The 17460-nt window shown below is 68.5% G+C and carries 17 protein-coding genes; 6 read left to right on the top strand and 11 right to left on the bottom strand.

The window, feature by feature from the left end; genetic code table 11:
* Nucleotides 1-7: 7 nt before the first annotated feature.
* On the bottom strand, nucleotides 8-2242 hold the full coding sequence (scpA, locus tag ACTMO_RS0110410; RefSeq protein ID WP_026449075.1) for a methylmalonyl-CoA mutase: 2235 nt from the start codon (nucleotides 2240-2242) through the stop codon (nucleotides 8-10).
* Nucleotides 2239-4158: a methylmalonyl-CoA mutase family protein gene (locus ACTMO_RS0110405; protein ID WP_026449074.1), complete on the bottom strand. Its 1920-nt coding sequence runs from the start codon at nucleotides 4156-4158 to the stop codon at nucleotides 2239-2241. The genes scpA and ACTMO_RS0110405 overlap by 4 nt, the downstream gene beginning before the upstream one ends.
* A 397-nt stretch (nucleotides 4159-4555) precedes the next feature.
* Here ACTMO_RS0110405 and ACTMO_RS0110400 point away from each other — a divergent pair, with 397 nt between their 5' ends.
* Nucleotides 4556-4801 carry a hypothetical protein gene (locus tag ACTMO_RS0110400; RefSeq protein ID WP_019854630.1) on the top strand — a complete coding sequence of 82 codons (246 nt, stop codon included), beginning with the start codon at nucleotides 4556-4558 and terminating at the stop codon, nucleotides 4799-4801.
* Nucleotides 4802-4873: 72 nt separating this feature from the next.
* Here ACTMO_RS0110400 and ACTMO_RS0110395 read toward each other — a convergent pair whose 3' ends face one another.
* The gene (locus tag ACTMO_RS0110395; RefSeq protein WP_019854629.1) at nucleotides 4874-6082 is read right to left on the bottom strand and encodes a glycosyltransferase; all 1209 of its coding nucleotides are present in this window, start codon (nucleotides 6080-6082) and stop codon (nucleotides 4874-4876) included.
* A 180-nt stretch (nucleotides 6083-6262) separates the two neighbouring features.
* Here ACTMO_RS0110395 and ACTMO_RS0110390 point away from each other — a divergent pair, with 180 nt between their 5' ends.
* Nucleotides 6263-6595 (top strand): YnfA family protein, encoded by a 333-nt coding sequence (locus ACTMO_RS0110390; protein WP_026449073.1) that lies wholly within the window; start codon nucleotides 6263-6265, stop codon nucleotides 6593-6595.
* A gap of 143 nt (nucleotides 6596-6738) precedes the next feature.
* Here the strand turns inward: ACTMO_RS0110390 and ACTMO_RS0110385 are convergent, their stop codons facing one another.
* The 5 genes from ACTMO_RS0110385 to ACTMO_RS0110365 form a co-directional block, all read right to left on the bottom strand.
* A complete protein-coding gene (locus ACTMO_RS0110385) occupies nucleotides 6739-7416 on the bottom strand; it encodes a lytic polysaccharide monooxygenase auxiliary activity family 9 protein (RefSeq protein WP_019854627.1) in 678 nt (225 codons plus the stop codon).
* A gap of 221 nt (nucleotides 7417-7637) precedes the next feature.
* Complete coding sequence (locus ACTMO_RS23460) at nucleotides 7638-8222, bottom strand: DUF3558 domain-containing protein (RefSeq protein WP_211212940.1); 585 nt, start codon at nucleotides 8220-8222, stop codon at nucleotides 7638-7640.
* The gene (locus ACTMO_RS0110375) at nucleotides 8219-8629 is read right to left on the bottom strand and encodes a hypothetical protein (RefSeq protein WP_019854625.1); all 411 of its coding nucleotides are present in this window, start codon (nucleotides 8627-8629) and stop codon (nucleotides 8219-8221) included. The genes ACTMO_RS23460 and ACTMO_RS0110375 overlap by 4 nt, the downstream gene beginning before the upstream one ends.
* A 109-nt stretch (nucleotides 8630-8738) precedes the next feature.
* Complete coding sequence (locus ACTMO_RS0110370) at nucleotides 8739-8957, bottom strand: DUF397 domain-containing protein (RefSeq protein ID WP_019854624.1); 219 nt, start codon at nucleotides 8955-8957, stop codon at nucleotides 8739-8741.
* Nucleotides 8958-8972: 15 nt separating this feature from the next.
* Nucleotides 8973-9857 (bottom strand): helix-turn-helix domain-containing protein, encoded by an 885-nt coding sequence (locus tag ACTMO_RS0110365; protein ID WP_019854623.1) that lies wholly within the window; start codon nucleotides 9855-9857, stop codon nucleotides 8973-8975.
* A gap of 147 nt (nucleotides 9858-10004) precedes the next feature.
* Between ACTMO_RS0110365 and ACTMO_RS0110360 the strand changes: the two genes are divergently transcribed.
* Both ACTMO_RS0110360 and ACTMO_RS0110355 read left to right on the top strand, forming a co-directional pair.
* The gene (locus ACTMO_RS0110360; protein ID WP_019854622.1) at nucleotides 10005-10343 is read left to right on the top strand and encodes a hypothetical protein; all 339 of its coding nucleotides are present in this window, start codon (nucleotides 10005-10007) and stop codon (nucleotides 10341-10343) included.
* Complete coding sequence (locus ACTMO_RS0110355) at nucleotides 10333-10575, top strand: hypothetical protein (RefSeq protein WP_157062859.1); 243 nt, start codon at nucleotides 10333-10335, stop codon at nucleotides 10573-10575. Before ACTMO_RS0110360 ends, ACTMO_RS0110355 begins: the two co-directional genes overlap by 11 nt.
* Nucleotides 10576-10706: 131 nt before the next feature.
* On the opposite strand, the gene ACTMO_RS23910 is transcribed toward ACTMO_RS0110355, so the two are convergent.
* Both ACTMO_RS23910 and ACTMO_RS21995 read right to left on the bottom strand, forming a co-directional pair.
* The gene (locus ACTMO_RS23910; RefSeq protein WP_019854620.1) at nucleotides 10707-12029 is read right to left on the bottom strand and encodes a PPE domain-containing protein; all 1323 of its coding nucleotides are present in this window, start codon (nucleotides 12027-12029) and stop codon (nucleotides 10707-10709) included.
* Between the two features lie 189 nt (nucleotides 12030-12218).
* Complete coding sequence (locus tag ACTMO_RS21995) at nucleotides 12219-13064, bottom strand: ESX secretion-associated protein EspG (RefSeq protein ID WP_019854619.1); 846 nt, start codon at nucleotides 13062-13064, stop codon at nucleotides 12219-12221.
* Between the two features lie 143 nt (nucleotides 13065-13207).
* Between ACTMO_RS21995 and ACTMO_RS0110340 the strand changes: the two genes are divergently transcribed.
* Together ACTMO_RS0110340 and ACTMO_RS0110335 are read left to right on the top strand one after the other, a co-directional pair.
* Nucleotides 13208-15727 carry a DEAD/DEAH box helicase gene (locus ACTMO_RS0110340; RefSeq protein WP_019854618.1) on the top strand — a complete coding sequence of 840 codons (2520 nt, stop codon included), beginning with the start codon at nucleotides 13208-13210 and terminating at the stop codon, nucleotides 15725-15727.
* A gap of 151 nt (nucleotides 15728-15878) precedes the next feature.
* Entirely contained in the window at nucleotides 15879-16298 is a 420-nt protein-coding gene (locus tag ACTMO_RS0110335) for an organic hydroperoxide resistance protein (protein WP_019854617.1), read from the top strand.
* Between the two features lie 84 nt (nucleotides 16299-16382).
* Here ACTMO_RS0110335 and ACTMO_RS0110330 read toward each other — a convergent pair whose 3' ends face one another.
* Nucleotides 16383-17246 (bottom strand): SAM-dependent methyltransferase, encoded by an 864-nt coding sequence (locus ACTMO_RS0110330; protein WP_019854616.1) that lies wholly within the window; start codon nucleotides 17244-17246, stop codon nucleotides 16383-16385.
* Nucleotides 17247-17460 lie beyond the last annotated feature (214 nt).

Raw genomic sequence — 17460 nt, 5'->3', positions numbered from 1 at the left:
GAGGGGGTCAGTGCGCGCTCGGGTGGCCGAGTTCGGTGCGGAGACGGTGCAGCAGGGTCCCGGCGGCCTCGGCGATGACGGTGCCGGGGCCGAACACCGCGGCGGCGCCGGACTCGTGCAGCGCCGCGTGGTCGCCCGGAGGGATGACCCCGCCGACGACGATCACGATGTCCGCACCGCCCTGCTCGTCCAACGCCGCGCGCAGGGCGGGGACCAGGGTCAGGTGCCCCGCAGCCAGGGAGGACACCCCGACGATGTGCACGTCGGACTCCACCGCCTGCCGGGCCACCTCCTCGGGAGTCTGGAACAGCGGACCCACGTCGACGTCGAAGCCGAGGTCGGCGAAGGCGGTGGCGATGACCTTCTGCCCCCGGTCGTGGCCGTCCTGGCCCATCTTGGCCACCAGGATCCGCGGCCTGCGCCCCTCGTCGGCGGTGAACTCCTCCACCAGCTCGCGGGTGCGCTCGATGCCCGCGTTCTCGCCCGCCTCCTCGCTGTACACCCCGGAGATGGTACGGATCTGGCCGGAGTGCCTGCCGAAGGCGGCCTCCAGGGCGTCGGAGATCTCGCCGACGGTGGCGTGGGCGCGGGCGGCGTCCACGGCCAGGGTGAGCAGGTTGTGCTCCAGGTCGTCGGGGCGGTTGCCGTCCACGGTGGCCTGCGCGGCCGCGGTGAGTCGGCGCAGCGCCTCGGCGCAGCGCTGCCCGTCACGTTCTTCACGCAGTCTGCGCAGCTTGTCGAGCTGCTCGTTCCGGACGGCGCTGTTGTCCACCTTGCGCACCTCGAAGGAGCCGTCCTCGGTTTCGTCCGGGGCGTAGCGGTTGACCCCGATCACCGGCTGTCGTCCGGAGTCGATGCGCGCCTGGGTGCGGGCGGCGGCCTCCTCGATGCGCATCTTCGGGATCCCGGCGTCGATGGCGGCGGCCATGCCGCCGGCCTGCTCGATCTCGTCCAGGTGGGCTTGGGCCCGCTCGGCCAGGTCCTGGGTGAGGCGTTCCACGTAGTGACTGCCTCCCCACGGGTCGATGACCCGGGTGGTTCCGGACTCCTGCTGGAGCAGCAGCTGGGTGTTGCGGGCGATGCGGGCCGAGAAGTCGGTCGGCAGGGCCAGGGCCTCGTCCAGGGCGTTGGTGTGCAGCGACTGGGTGTGGCCCTGGGTGGCGGCCATGGCCTCCACGCAGGTGCGGACCACGTTGTTGAACGCGTCCTGGGCGGTCAACGACCACCCCGAGGTCTGCGAGTGGGTGCGCAGCGACAGCGACTTGGGGTCGGTGGCCCCGAACTCCGAGACGAGCCTCGCCCACAGCAGCCGGGCCGCGCGCAGCTTGGCCACCTCCATGCCGAAGTGCATCCCGATCCCCCAGAAGAACGACAACCGGGGGGCGAACGCGTCGATGTCCAGACCGGCGTTCAACCCCGCGCGGATGTAGTCCAGCCCGTCGGCGAGGGTGTAGGCCAGTTCCAGGTCGGCGGTGGCTCCGGCCTCCTGGATGTGGTAGCCGGAGATCGAGATCGAGTTGAACTTCGGCATCCGTGCCGAGGTGTAGGCGAAGATGTCGGAGATGATCCGCATCGACGGCTGCGGCGGGTAGATGTAGGTGTTGCGGACCATGAACTCCTTGAGGATGTCGTTCTGGATCGTGCCCGCCAGCTTCTCCGGCGGCACGCCCTGCTCCTCGGCGGCGACGATGAACAGCGCCAGCACCGGCAGCACCGCCCCGTTCATGGTCATCGACACGCTCATGCGGTCCAACGGGATCCCGTCGAACAGCTGACGCATGTCCAGGATCGAGTCGATGGCCACCCCGGCCATACCCACGTCCCCGGCCACCCGGGGGTGGTCGGAGTCGTACCCCCGGTGGGTGGCCAGGTCGAAGGCCACCGACAGGCCCTTCTGGCCGGCGGCCAGGTTCCGCCGGTAGAACGCGTTGGACTCGGCCGCGGTGGAGAAGCCCGCGTACTGCCGCACCGTCCACGGCTGGTTGACGTACATCGTGGAGTACGGCCCCCGCAGGTACGGGGCGATGCCGGGATAACTGTGCGGGAAGCGCAGTCCGGCCGTGTCCGCGGCGGTGTAGAGCGGTCGGACGTCGATGCCCTCCGGGGTGTGCCAACCGAGCTCGTCCGGGTCGGTGCCCGCGCTCTCGCGCACCCGCTCGTGCCAGCGCCGGGGGCTCTGCTCGGCCGGCGGCTCGTCCAGTTCGATCTCGGTGAAGTCGGGGATGCTGTCGTGGCTGGTCATGATGTGGCCCTCGAAGCGTCGGTGGTGCTGGCCCACTGCTGGTGGATCTCGGTCAGGAGCCGGGGCACGTCGCTGCGGCTGTGCACGAACCCGTCCACCCCGGCGGGGGGCTCCTCCCACGGAGGGCCGGCCAGCAGCACGAGCCGTGCCCCCGCCTGCCGCAGGGCGGTCGCGGTGGCCTCGGCGCGCTCCGCGTAGAGCTCCTCGCTCGAACACAGCACGGCCAGGTCCGTGCCGGATACGGCGAACTCGGCGGTGACGTCTTCGGCCGTGTCGGTCTCGCCCGCCTCGTACGTCTCCACACCGCCGGTGGCGAGCAGGTTGCGGGTGAACGAGGCGCGGGCGGTGTGGGTGGCCAGCGGCCCGAGGGTGGCCAGGAAGACGCGGGGACGGCCCTCGGGGAGTTCGGCCATCCGCTCGGCCTCGTCGCGCAGTTTCTCGTAGTCGTCCGCGTAACGCCTGCGCGGCAGACCCCCGGTTTCCGGTTCGGTGGGACGAGGGCGGCGACGCAGGGGCCGTTCGCCGGGTTCCGGGTACTCGCTGACCCCGGTGAGCTGGTCGGTGCGGTGGGCGAGCGCCTCCCGACGCCGTTGCCAGGTGGTCTCCAGCCGTTCGGCGACCCTTCCCGAGCGCAGGGCGGCGGACAGTCCTCCGGCCGCTTCGAGCTCCCGGAACCAGTTCCAGGCGGCGTGGGCGAGTTCGTCGGTCAGTGACTCCACGTAGTACGAACCTCCCGCCGGGTCGATGACCCGTCCCAGGTGGGCCTCGTCGAGCAGCAGCGCCTGGGTGTTGCGGGCGATCCGGCGGGAGAAGGAGTCGGGCAGTCCCAGCGGCGTGTCGAACGGTTGCACGGTGATCGCCGTCGCCCCACCGACCGCGGCGGCGAAGGCGGCGACGGCCGAACGCAGCATGTTCACCCAGGGGTCGTAACGGGTGAGCATCGCGGTGGAGGTCACCGCGTGCTGGTGTTGTCCCCGGGCGTGTTCGGGCGTTCCACAGGCCCGGAGTACGCGGTCCCAGAGGCGCCGGGCCGCGCGGAGTTTGGCGACGGTGGTGAACTGGTCCACTGTGGCCGCCAACCGGAACTCCAGCAGTCCCGCCGCCGTGGCGGTGGGGATTCCGGACTCGGTGAGCAGGCGGAGGTACTCGACTCCGGCCGCCACGGCACAACCGAGTTCCTCGGCGTCCGAGCCTCCCGCGTCGTGGTAGGCCAGTCCGTCCACGCTGATCGCGTGCATACCCGGCAGGTGGGTGCGGCAACGGTGGGCGAGTTCCACGGCCGGTGCGGGGTCGTGCTCCTCGCCGGTGCGGGCGTGCAGCCCGAGGGGGTCCGCTCCGAGGTTGCCCCGCAGCGCCTCGCCGGGCACGTCCCGTTCGGCCGCCAGCCGCAGCAGCTCCTCGGCGGTCTCCGCGTAGTGCTCGCCGGGCTGGAGGACGAGTCCGGCCAGGTCCAGGCGCATCCCGTGCAGGGCGTCCCCGAGTTCTCGGACGGGGACACCCGCCGATCCGGTGCGCAGCCACACCGACTCCGCGCCGCCCTCCAGGTCGGCGAGTATCTCGCGGTTGGTGGTGTCGGTGTCCGGGTCGTCGTGGTACTGGCGGACGTCCCAGCCCCGGTCGACGGCACCCACTGCTCTGCTGTGCCGGGTGAACGGGGCCAGCCCGGGAAGCCCGGGGCAGGGATGCGGGTCCCGGTGGGTGTACAGCGCACGGACCGTGATCCCGTCGTGGGTCTCGGTCTCCAGCAGTCGTTCCGGCTGTTCGGGAGCGGAGGCCTCCCGCGCCAGCAGTCCGGTTCTGCGCAGCACCTGGTCGACCTGTTTCCGCCACTGTTCGTGGGTGGGTGGTTCGAACCCCGCCATCAGGTCGAGCCGGTCTCCGTGCTCGCTCGACGTTGAGCGCTCCGACGCCGTCATGGGAGCCGATGGTAGGCCGGTGTCCGACGTCACGTGACCGGCATCGGGTGTGACGCGTGTCCCAAATCTGTTAGGGCTCGTTAACCGGGGCTGTTTCCGGTGTCGGCGCCCGGAAGTTCGCCGACGCCGCGTCTCGGTCGTGGTGTGGTCGCGGAACCGTTCCGCCGGGGGTTTCCGGGTTCTCCGAGTGCCGTGTGGTGGGGAGAACGGCGGGTGCCGCGCGGCTTTCCGTCCTGGTGTGCCTCGACGGATTCTCGTGTTAGCTCTGCTGAAGTTTTATTTAGCTTTTTTCACTTGTGCTAATATCAGTGGTGGAGCATCCTCGACAGTGACCAAGAAGGACGGACCCGTGGAACGGGCTTCTTTTCCGCGGGTGTCACGACGAGGGGAGCCGACGATGGCGAACAGGATTCTCGGGGACGAAGGGTGCTCGGGCGAGACGGCCACGGCGCTGTTGGACGGTGCCGAACACCTTTCTCCGGACACGGTGGAACACGGGACGACGCCGACGAACTCCGAACTCCACGAGTGCGGGCACGCCTTGGAGGAGACGCCGAGCGAGGTGAAGCCGTCCGCCGGAACCCCGAGGTGGCGTTCCTGGTTCTGCGAGATCGGACGTTGGCGTGCCGACGTGCTCAAGTGACCCGACGGCGTCGCCGAACCACCGGCCGCGGACCGTCACGGCCGACGGGGAGGTCCCGGCCGGTACGGGTGGTCACCCGTGTCCGCCCAGTTCCTCCAGTTCACGCACGATCTCCCCGAACGGTGGCAGCGCCAGGAACTGGCGCGCCATGGCTCGGGCGCGGTGCCGGTAGGAGGGACTGTTCAGCACCGTCTCCACGGTCTCGCGCAGTGTCGTGTGGGTGAGTTCGTCGAGGTGGAGTTGTTCTCCGACGCCCAGTTGTTCCACACGTTCGGCGTTGGCGGGTTGTTCGGCGAACATGGGAAGCACCGTCATGGGGACGCCGCTGCTGAGTGCCTCCCGAATCCCGCTGAAACCGCCGTGGGTGATGAAGACCTCGCAGGAGGGCAGCAGGAGCTGCTGTTGGACGAAGGAGGTCAGGTGCACGTTGTCCGGACGCGCTCCGTTCCAACTCTCCGGCGGGATGTCCCTGCCGAGGGCCACCACTCCGGTGACGGGGAGTTCACCGAGCACGTCCACGATGGTGTGCAGCGGGGTGCGTTCGGCGCTGTCGTGGATCCTGGCGGCGTTGGACCCCAGCGTGGCCAACACCAGGGGACGGTCGTCGGGCAGGGCGGCGAGTTCGGGATCGAGGCGGTGCTCCGCCGGTGGGGGCGCGTTGTGGTGGCGTGCGCCCTGCAATCGCAGCCGTTGGGGGTAGAAGCTCTCGGGGGCCAGCCCGATCCGTCCACCGTGGAAGGGGTGCAGCGGATCGGTCACGGGGGGCAGGTCGAACCTGTCCCGCTGCTCGTTGACGTTGGTGAGCACCGGGGCCTCGTCGAAGGGGGCCAACGGCCCGATGTCCAGGGCGAGGTGTCGGATGCCGAGGTACTCGGCGGCGTAGTAGCTCGCGTAGTCGGTGGACTCGCGCACGAGCAGGTCGGGGGCGAAGGACTTCAGGGACTCGATGGTTCCCTCCGCGTTGTCCCCCGCCACGGGGCCGGCGAACATCGTGGCGAAGAAGTCCGCCCCGGCACGGAAGGTGCGTCGCCCGAAGTCGTCCATGACGGAGGGATCCAGTCCGAGCCGTTCGACCAGGTCGGGACGTTGGAGAATATCCGGGGCGGCGATGATGTTCCTGGGAACCAGTGGGGTCAGGCCGAACCAGCGGACCTGTTCGGACAGTTCCTCCGAGGTGAGTACCACCACCTCGTGCCCCGCCTCGGCCGCCAGCCGCGCGAGCGGAAGCAGGGCCGGAACCAGGTGCGAGTAGATGGGTTGGCTGCCGAAGGCGATGCGCAAGACCGCTCCCGAAGACGTAGCAGGATCGTGATCGAGTTCCTCGGAATCGACACTACGCAGCGGGTTTCTCACTGTCAGTGAGATCGTTGCCACAGTACGCTTTCGTGTGGGCGTTCCGGGATGTGGCCGTGCCCGTGAGGTACCGGAGAGCGGCGGGAGGGGGCGGCTAGCGTGGACGGTGTGCTCGTCGCTGGTTCCGTGGCGCTGTTCGTGCTGGCCGCCCTCTGCGAGATAGGCGGTGCGTGGTTGGTGTGGCAGGGAGTGCGGGAGCGCCGTGGCTGGTGGTGGATCGGCGCGGGGGTGGCCGCGCTCGGCGCCTACGGGTTCGTGGCGACCCTGCAACCCGAGTCCCACTTCGGACGGATTCTGGCCGCCTACGGTGGTGTGTTCGTGGCCGGGTCGTTGGTCTGGGGGATGGTGGTGGACGGCTACCGCCCCGACCGCTACGACGTGCTCGGGGCGTTGGTCTGTCTGCTCGGAGTCGCGGTGATCATGTACGCGCCCAGAGCGTGAGCGTGGAGAAGAGGTCCTTGTTCCTCCTCCCGCCTCGGCGCGAAGGAGCACTCTTCTCCGGTGGGAAGCACGAACGCGTCGGTGCCGGGCGGTTCCCGGACACCGACGCGGGGTGTGGGCTGGTAGCCGTCGGGGTCGTCGTGTCAGTTCCCGGTGAATCTCACGTCACTGCAGAAGTAGTAGGACTGGTCCATGTGCGCGGCCTGCCAGATCGTGTAGACGATGTGGCGTCCGGTGCGGTCCCCCGCGTCGACGTCGATCGTCGTGGTCGTGGCGGGTGGCCGTTCGCCGACCTCGGTGACCAGTTCCAGGTCGTCCCAACCGAGCCGCTGGGTGGTGGGGTCGAAGCCCTGCTCGGTGATGTAGACCTTGTAGTAGTCCGCGCCGTGCTCGGCCTGGTCGGTCACGGTCACGGAGAACTGGTTGTCCCTGGTGACGGCCTTCCACGGGCCGACCTCGTCCAGCGCGGCGTAGCGGTCCCTTCCGGCGCTGCATAACTGTCCGTCCGGGACGGCGCCCTGGTGGTCGCCGTTGACGCCGTTGAGGTACAGCCCGTTCCAGTTCCACATCGCGTTCGGGTTGTCCTGCCACGCCTGCCAGCACATCGGGTCCTCGTCGGCCATCTCCGGTGACTGGAAGTCGTCGGCCCACCGGTCCCAGCAGCCGTAGTTGCGCGAGGGCGGGTCGGTGGCGGATCCGTGGGCGCTGGCCTGCTGGGGTTGGCTCAGCTGCGCCCCGGCGAACGTCGCGGCGACGGCGGCGGACAGGGCCACCATCCGGGTGAGGGCACCGGTACGTCGACGAGCGGAACGCTGGAACATTTTCTCCTCCTCTGGAGAGACACAGGGTTTGGGAGCGCTCCCAGAAGAGACCGTACCGGGAGTACCGAAAGATGTGAACCCTCTCACAGCCGCGTTCGACGCCCGTGGGCCTCAGCGGGAACCCTGGGGAGTGCGCTCACCGGGTTCCATGGTCGAGGAAGGGGGTGTGCGGGTGGTGCCGTGTCACCCGGTCATGGACCACGGTGTGCGGGACGTCGCGATCACTCGTCCGGTGGCAGGTTGTCCAGGACCATGCCCGCGATTTTGTCGGACATGGCACACGGATCCGAGTACTCGGGATTGCCCCGCCCCTCGGTACCGACGGTGAAAGAAACATAGAAAGTGTATTTTTCTGTCACTCCCACAGAGGTGGAGCAGCGAATATTCGTTTTCCCTATTCCGTGTACTGCCGGATACTCGTCAACCTTGTGGGTTGGTTTTCCGTCTTCCGTGTTGGTAAATGCTGTGTACTCAATTCCTTGTTTTTGCTGTGTATCGGGGGCGATGCTGATCGTCATCTGTTGGTTGCGCCATTTGCATTGTTGTTGTCCCCATGCTGATTTCCCGTCGGGTTGTGGTGCTCCGGCGTCGAGCTGGTGGATTTGTTGCTTGGTGAGTAGGTCGCAGGGATCCTTGATGGCGGCGAGGTTGAGGGGTTTCGGGATGGCGAAGGGGTCCTCCTTCGTGGTGGTGCTGGTGGTGTTCGGGTCGGTGTTGGCGGGGGTGTTGGTGGCGCAGCCCGCGAGGGCGGCGATGCAGGCCGCGGCGAGCAGGAGACGGGTGAGGTGCTGGTGTGTCATGGTCATGCGGTTTGGTTGGCCTCGTCGATGCGTTGGGTGTCGGTGATGGCCTGTTGGACGGCGGCTCTGAACTCGTCCACCCACCTGATCATTCCTGTGGCGGTGTCGAACAGGCTGTTCTCGCCGCCCTGGGCGCGTTGAGCGATCTGCTTGGTGATCTGTGCTGTCACCTCGTCATAAGCAGGAGGATGGATATAAGTAAGTTCGACTGCCAAATCTTGAGCGTTCTTATACTTCTCGCGTACCCGTTCGAGTCCGGCCAACAGGCGGGGGAGCATGTCGGGGTGGACTTCGAAGGTCTGTTGTCCGTCGACGGTGGCGGCGGTGATCAGGGCGGCGCCGGTGGTGGGGTTGAAGGGGGTCATGATTTTGCCGAGTCGCAGCATCTCGTCGGGGGTCATCTGTGGGGCCATGTGTGCTCCTTTCTGGTAGTGGGGTGTTGTCGGTGATCCTGGCACAGGGGTTTCGTGGGTGTGGGCCGGTTGGGGGCAACCGGGTTGTGATGTCGGCTACGTGTGGGTCTCAGTGGTCGTAGCGTCCGGTGCGTAGGGCGGTGAGGAAGGTTGTCCATGTGCCGGAGGGGATGGTCAGTGTGCCGTCGTGGGGGGTTTTGGAGTCCCGCACGGCGGTGATGCCGGGGCCGAAGGCGACCTCGACGCAGTTGCCGCCACCGGGACCGCCACTTCCTGAGCGGCTGCTCTTGCGCCAGGCGGTTGTCGGACCGAAAGGCTGACTGACCATTGTGTTCACCTCGGATCAGGAGTGTCTCTGTAGGGCTTGCTCGATCAAAGCTATCGAATCAGCTTGGGAACAGGAACGTTCTGTGAGGATCCCGAACTTGAACGTACAGTCTCGTACGGACGAGCGGTCCTCGATGTAGACACCGCCACCATGGCCTTCGACATAACCGAAATCCGGTATGGGGTCGGGCAAGGTCAGGAGGGAGAACGGTCCGTCGAGCGCTGGGCTGGCCCCTGTGGCTTTGGGAAGGATCTGGATGGTCACGTGATCCCTGGTTGCCTCGTCGAGCAGATGACGAAGCTGGTTACGCATGACCCTGGATCCGCCCACGGGGCGTTCCAGCACGGCTTCGTCCAGAATGACGTGGTACTGCAACGGCTTCTCGCGGTTGAGGATGCGTTGTCGTGCCAAACGAGCCGTCACCCGTCGTTCGACGATGTCCTCGGACAGCCCCGGAGCGGCACCGTGGATGAGCGCCCGGACGAAGTCCGCTGTTTGCAGAAGGCCGGGAAAGACCATCGTCTCGAACTGGCGTAGTGCGATCAGCGCGCTCTCCACGCTGAGGAACGAGTGGAAGTCCTCGGGGAGGTCCTTGCGCAGGGCGAGCCAGTATCCACGTTCGTGGGCGGTACCGGCGAGTTCGAGTACCCAGTTACGAAGTTGGACATCCTCCACCGCGTACAGATCGAGTAGCTGCTCGACCTCCCGGACACGTACTCCCTGCTCCCGTGTCTCTATACGCGACAGCTTGGAGGTCGACCATTTGCCGGAGCTCTGTTTGAGCCGCATGACGGCTTGGTCGATGGTCAGCCCAGCTTGTTCACGCAGCTGCCGAAGTGTCTCCGTGAGCTGCCATCGTCGCACCGTGGAGTTGGCGACCTCGCCGTTGTCCTGCTCCAACCTTCACCTCCCAGAGTGAGGATCTTCCTTGCTGCGGTCATCACATCGAGCGATACATCTGGGATCCCACTATTTTTTCTGCAATTCCACATGCATGCTGGTTGTTGCGTAGGGTGTCTGCGCGTACGCACAGTGCAGGAGGTTGTGATGCTAGTCGGTTCGCAGGGCGGTGGAGTGTGTGCCTCGGAGGGGGAGTCGGAAGCGTGGGGTGGTGCGGAGCTGTTCGCAGGGGCGGTGATTCCGGAGGAGGCGGCCGGGGTGGTTCCTCGGGTGTTCGCTCTGCTGGAACGTGGGGGTGAGTGCGGGCGGCGGTTGTTCGCCTGGGGAGTGGAGATCGGTGCGCACGCCAGTGTGTTCTGGCCCGACGGGCGGGTTCTGGGGCACTGCGACTCGGGTGTGGGCGCTCGGGAGATGTTCGCCCTGATCCGGGACGTGGTGTTGGTCTGGGTCGAGTGTCCCGGTGAGGGGCACTGTGGTGAGTGCTGACTCCGTCGGGAACCGTCACGGCGGCGGGCGGCTCGTGGAGGGCTACTGGGCGGGGATGGCCCATCACGGGCACGTGGTGCCCGTGGGCGCGCGGCCGGACTCCCGGGGTCGGATCGCCGCACTGTGCGGGGTGCTGGCTCTGCCGGGTGAGATCACCGGAGTCGACCGGCGGCCGGTGTGTGGCTGGTGTGCCGAACAGGTACACACCGGCCACGTGCTCCTGGCGACGTGAGAACAGCCACACCGGGGCTTTCCCCGTGTTGTCCGGGGAAAACCGTGGCCGGGTGCCTCCGGCCCGGCAACGCCGACGGCACCCGGCCAGTCATCCGACAGGCACTGTCCACGCCCCCGCCGGTCGCCGCGTCAGCGTCGCTCCTCCTCCGAGGAGCGACGGGGCGGTTCGAGGTCCCCGCCGATCACCGCCGGGGCGGTGCGGGGGATACCCAGGTCCTCCCACGCCTCGTCGGTGGGCAGCACGTACTTGGTCTCGTGCTCGGCGTCCTCCTCGCCGTTTCGGCCTGCCCCGCGACCGGCACCGGCCGGTCCCATCGCGGACCCGCCGCGAGCGGTGGAGGCACCTCCCGCCGCACCCGAGGTCGTACCGCCGGAACCGAACGAACCACCGACCCCGGCGCGGCCACCCGGGCCGAGCGTTCCCCGGCCGGAGCCCGTGCCGGACCCGGTGCCGTAACCACCCCGGGTTCCGGAGCCGCCGCGCACACCGGAACCGGAGCCCGCGCGTCCCCCGGTGCCCGGGCCACCACGGCCGCCTCCGGATCCGCCCGGGCCGCCGACGACGCCGACACCGCCGCCGGAGCCACCTCCGGACCCGCCTCCGGAACCCGGAGGCGGTGTGGGAGCCGGGCCTCCGGTGGAGGGAGGAGGAGTCCACGCCGAACCGCTGCCCGCGGCGGGCGGCACGGAACTCCCGGCGGAACCGGAACCGGAGCCGACACCTCCGGTTCCCGCACCCCCGGCCCCACCGGAGGAACCGAAACCGTCCGAGGTGCGGTAGGTACCGCCCGAACCGACACCGGAGCCACCCCCGGATCCGGGCCCGCTCATGCTCGGGTCGATCCTGCCCACCGGGTTCGTCTCGACAGCGCGGACGTCTCCGGAGAACGTCGGCACCGGGGAGAACCGCTGGATACCGTTGACCCGATCGTTGCTGGCCTGGGTGTAGCTCTCGTACTGGCGTCGGGCCTCGGCCTCGACCTCGTCGCGGTTCTGTTCGTGGGCCGCGTGCACCCCGGACTTGAGCGCGTAGCTGGTCGGGCTGAGGTAGTCGGACCAGCCGATGTTCGCCGGGGGGACGTCGTAGGGCTTGGGGAAGCTGTTCTTGAAGTCCGCCGACCCCTGGGCCTGCTGCTCGACCGCCGAGCCGGCCTGGGCGGCGACCGTGATCGACTCCTGCGTGGCCTGCTTCAACGGCGTGACGCTCTCCCGCATCCGGTCACCGGCGGCGCCCCGCATGGCCACCTGGGAGTCCTTCAGTACCGCCTCCAGTTCGGAGTGCGCCTCGTCGAAGGCCTTGCTGACCCGCTGCTGCCACTGCCCGGCGGCCTGCGACATGCTCGTCACACCGGGGCCGCTCTGCCACTGTTCGTAGATCTTCCTGTGGTCGAACGCGGCCCCGGCCCGGCCGCTCTGCCCGTCCGAGCCGAAGAACCATCCGAAAAGCCCCATCCGTGCCCCCTCTCGTTCGGTACACGTGCTCGCACATCTCCGTGATCGGGAGAAGATCCTCGCACACACGCCGGCGGCCGTGGTCCACAACGACCGGAAAAGGACCGCGGTCCGCACGTACGCGCCACGCGTGTGCTCAGCGGACGTCCTCTTTGGGCACCGGTTTCCCGTGGTGCTCGGACGGTGCGCTCACTCGTCCCCGAGGTCCTCGTGCAGCTCCCGCACGAGTCGTTCCGTGGTGTCGGCGACCGTGGCCAGGTCTGCGGGACCGACCGTGGTGGTGGAGCCGTCCGGAGGCTGGCGCACGATCGCCACCCGGCCGGAGGGCGCGTGGTGCAGGTTGATCGCCCGGGGGCCGATGTGCAGCGCACCACGCGTGTCCCGGGCGGCCACCGCGATCTGCGTCGTCGTGCGGTCGACCATCCGGTTGTACTCGCCCAGGGCCCTGGCCCGCTCGGCGGGAACGCCGCGTTCGCGGAGCGCGTGAGCCATGCGCAGGTGGTGCTCCCCCGGGCCGTCGGTGGCCTCGGCGACCTCGGCCAACAGGGAACTCGGCACCGTCACCGGCCTGCCCTCGGCGGGTTCCGCCGACGGCAGGTACGCCGCCAGCGCCTTCCACGCGTCGGCCGCGCGCACCTCGTCGATGACCACCTCGTCCCGACACATCCAGATCCGGAAGGCCAGCCCCTGCTGCACCGCGACCACCACGCGCACCTCGTCGGCGTCGGGATCGCCGATCTGGAGGAAACCGCAGGAGGAGCCGTGCACCAGGGCGGTGACGAACTCGTAGGGCTGGTCGGCCAGCTGGCCGTCCTCCTCGATCCATCCGCGCCGCCGGATGCTGCGCTCCGCCTCGGCCAGCACGGCATCCGGGTCCGCCGGTTCCTCCAGGCCGCTGTTGCGTGAGGTCACGAAGGAGGGAACCACGAACTTCCTGCGGCCGAGCACCCCGCGCACCAACCCGGCCTCGTGACGTTGCCTCTCATGGCGCACCACCGCGCCGAACTCCCAGTAACTGCACCGAACCGTGGTCATCGTCCGTTCCGTCGTGCCCGTACGTTCTCGACGCGCACGAGCCTATCGCCCCGGGAGCGCCAGGGAGGCCGATCATCGGCCGAACGGGTGTGGGTGACCCCACGTGCCCACCACGGAAGCTGAACAGGGAAGATGGAGACGAGATGACGCTTATCGACCTGCTTCCCCCGGCTCCCTACACCGACGCGGACACCCTGTTCGAGAGTTTCAGGCTCTGGACCGGTGAACAGGGCTACGAGCTCTACTCGGCGCAGGAAGAGGCGCTGATGGAGGTGGTGTCCGGATCCAACGTGATCGTCAGCACCCCCACGGGCTCGGGAAAGAGTCTGATCGCGGTGGGGGCGCACTTCGCGGCCCTGGCGACGAAGCAACGCAGCTTCTACACCGCGCCCATCAAGGCGCTGGTGTCCGAGAAGTTCTTCTCGCTCGTCGAGACCTTCGGCGCGGACAACGTGGGGATGCTGACCGGAGACAGCAGCGTCAACCCGGACGCCCCGATCATCTGCTGCACCGCCGAGATCCTGGCCAACATCGCGCTGCGTGACGGCGACCGCGCCGAGGTCGGTCAGGTGATCATGGACGAGTTCCACTTCTACTCCGAGCCGCAGCGCGGCTGGGCGTGGCAGGTGCCGCTGCTGGAACTGCCCCAGGCCCAGTTCGTGCTGATGTCGGCCACCCTCGGCGACGTCACCGGTTTCCGGAACGACCTCACCCGCCGCACCGGTCGGGAGACCGCCGTGGTCAGCTCCGCCGAGCGCCCGGTTCCGCTGACCTTCCGGTACGCGATGACCCCGCTGCACGAGACCATCGAGGAGCTGCTGGGTGGGCACCAGGCCCCCATCTACGTGGTCTACTTCAACCAGGCCTCGGCCGTGGAGCAGGCCCAGGCGCTGGTGAGCATGAACGTGGCCAGCAGGGCCGAACGCGACGCCATCGCCGCCAGACTCGACGGGTTCCGGTTCACGGCCGGTTTCGGCAGGACCCTCTCCCGGCTGATCCGCCACGGGATCGGCGTGCACCACGCCGGGATGCTGCCGCGGTACCGGCGGCTGGTCGAGCAGCTCGCCCAGGCGGGGCTGCTCAAGGTCATCTGCGGCACCGACACCCTCGGCGTGGGCATCAACGTCCCCATCCGCACCGTGCTGCTGACGGGGCTGACCAAGTTCGACGGCACCCGCACCCGCCACCTCAAGGCCAGGGAGTTCCACCAGGTGGCGGGCCGGGCCGGACGCGCGGGCTACGACACCGACGGATACGTGGTGGTGCAGGCGCCCGAACACGTCATCGAGAACGAGCGGGCCCTGGCCAAGGCGGGTGACGACCCCAAGAAGCGCCGCAAGGTGTCCAAGAAGAAGCCCCCCGAGGGGTTCGTCTCCTGGAGCGAGAAGACCTTCAACAAGCTGGTCGAGGCCGAACCCGAGCCGTTGACCTCCAGCTTCACCGTCACCCACGCCATGCTGCTCAACGTGATCAGCAGGCCGGGCGACACCTACGCGGCGATGCGCAGGCTGCTCACCGACAACCACGAGAGCCGCCCGGCCCAGCGCAAGCACATGCTGCGCGCCATCGCGATCTACCGCGCCCTGCTGGCTGCCGGTGTGGTCGAACAGCTGGAGGAGCCCGACGAGCAGGGCAGGCTCGTGCGGCTGACCATGGACCTGCAGTTCGACTTCGCGCTCAACCAACCGCTGTCGCCGTTCGCGCTGGCCGCCATCGAACTGCTCGACCCGGACTCGCCGAGCTACGCGCTCGACGTGCTCTCCGTCATCGAGTCCACCCTCGACGACCCGCGCCAGGTGCTGAGCGCCCAGCAGGCCAAGGAGCGCGGCGAGGCCATCGCCCGGATGAAGGCCGAGGGCATCGAGTACGAGCAGCGGATGGAGATGATCGAGGAGATCACCCACCCCCAACCGCTGGCCGAGATGCTGGAGGCCGCCTACGATACCTACCGGCAGGGGCACCCGTGGGTCTCCGAGCACGAGGTGTCGCCGAAGTCGGTGGCCCGGGACATGTACGAGCGGGCGATGAACTTCGTCGAGTTCGTCAACCACTACGGGCTGGCCCGCTCGGAGGGGCTCGTGCTGCGGTACCTGGCCGACGTGTACAAGGCGCTGCGGCACACCGTGCCCGACGACGCCAAGAACGAGGAACTCGGCGATATCATCGAATGGCTCGGTGAGCTGGTGCGCCAGGTGGACTCCAGCCTGCTCGACGAGTGGGAGCGGCTGCGCAACCCCGCCGCGCAGACCGACGCGGAGGAACCCGCCGACGAGGGGCCGGGCCGACTCACCGAGAACAGGCGGGCCTTCCGGGTGCAGGTGCGCAACGCCCTGTTCCGTCGGGTCGAGCTGGCCGCGCGGGAGCGCTACGAGGAACTGGGCGAGCTCGACGCGGAGGGCGGGTTCACCGCCGAGGACTGGCGAGCCGCCATGGACGAGTACTTCGCCGAGTACGACGAGCTCGGTACCGGAGCCGACGCGCGGGGACCGGCACTGTTCATGGTCACCGAGGAGTCCCGCCGCTGGCTGGTGCGGCAGATCTTCGACGATCCCGAGGGCGACCATGACTGGGGCATCAGCGCAGAGGTCGACCTGCCCGCCTCCGACGAGGCCGGGGTGGCCGTGGTTCGGGTGACCTCGGTGGGCCGGATCGAGCAGTACTGATCAACCCCGTCCCGTCGTCTCCGCCGGGGAGGCGACGGGACGGAGACCTCGCTTCGTCGGTGCGGGGCGAGGCCACCCAAAAAGATTGCGCAAAACTTAGTTTTAGGCTACTATATTGGAGAAAGCGGAAATCGCGACAAGGAGTCACACCATGACGACCTCCTACACGGCCGAGGCCACGGCCACCGGTGCGGGACGAAGCGGGCACACCAGGTCCTCCGACGGGGTGCTGGACCTCGGTCTGTCCGTTCCCCGCGAACTCGGCGGAGCGGGCGGAGAGGGCACCAACCCCGAACAACTGTTCGCCGCCGGCTACGCGGCCTGCTTCCACAGTGCCCTGCAGCTGGTGGCCCGACGCGAGAAGGTGAGCGTCGAGGGCTCCTCGGTCACCGCCCGCGTGGGCATCGGCGCCGACGGCTCGGGCGGATACGGCCTGTCCGTTGCGTTGCTGGTCGAGATTCCGGGCGCGGACCGTGAGCGGGCTCTCGAACTGGTCCGTGCCGCCGACGGCGTGTGCCCCTACTCCAACGCCGTGCGGGGCAATGTGGACGTCGAACTGGACGTCGTCTGAGACGCGGGATACCGGCCGGGTCCGTCGCCGCGGCGCCGGAGTGTCCGGCGCGGTTTCACCACCTCGGGGGCGACGGCCGGGCGGTCACCCGGACAGCTCGGCGCACAGTATCGCCGTGTTCTCCGTGAGCGGAGCCAGGGTTTCCTCGGAGGGAAGCCTCCTGTCGTAGGAGGCGGCGATCCGGGGAAGATCCCGTCGGCCCGTTCGCCAGCCGAGCTCGCCCAACAACCCGGCCGGATCGGGCTTGTCCTCGGGAGCGAACAACGCGGTGAGGTCCACGCCCCACTCGGTGGCGGGCAGTTTCGGCACCACGTCGCTCATCAGGTCGATCCGTCGAAGCTGCTCGACCGCCACGCGGCTGCCCGGTGCGGACAGGGAGTGGACCGTCTCCAGCAGGCGACGTTCGGCCCTCGCGGGCAGGTAGGGCAGCAGCCCCTCGGCGAGCCAGGCCGTGGGGGCCGTCCTGTCGAAGCCGGCCCGTTCGAGTTCGCCGGACCACTCCTCACGCAGGTCCACGCCGACCGTGCGCCGGTCACAGCCGGGTTGCCGACCCGAGAGCACCGAGTCCTTGAACTCCAGTACCCGGGGGCGGTCGATCTCGAACAGGCGGAACCCCTCCGGCCAGCTCAGGCGGAACGCCCGGGTGTCGAGTCCGCTGGCGAGCACCACGGCCTGGCGCACACCCGCGGAGCAGGCGCGGTCGAACCAGTCGTCGAGACACCGCGAACGCACGGCCATGTGGTCGGCCAGGTGGGCCATCACCGGATCCGCCTCGCAGGGATCGGTGGCCAGGGGGGTTCCGGTTCCCGCCGCGCGTACCAGCTCGGCGGCGTAGGGATCGTCGATCAGTCGGTGTGGTCTGCCGCTCTCGACGGCCCGACCCGCCGCGACCACCAGGGCGGTGAACCCCACTCCCGTCGCGATGTCCCAGTCCGAGTGTGTGGTCATCGGATTCCTCCCGACCGAACACGACCAATTCCATTAGTGATCTTAACTAAGAATAAGGGTGGAGCAATCGACTGTGACCGAACTCCCCGGCAGCCCCCGACGAACAGGAGGACAATCCCGGCGAAACCGTCCCGGGAAGGCCCGGCCAAGACGTGCCGGACGTCACGGAACCGGCGGTGGGTACGGAAGCCCCAGCGCTGCGCGCTTCGCTGCT

The organism is Actinopolyspora mortivallis DSM 44261 (assembly GCF_000384035.1).
Lineage (GTDB): Bacteria > Actinomycetota > Actinomycetes > Mycobacteriales > Pseudonocardiaceae > Actinopolyspora > Actinopolyspora mortivallis.
This window is presented reverse-complemented; position numbering and strand designations above follow the sequence as displayed.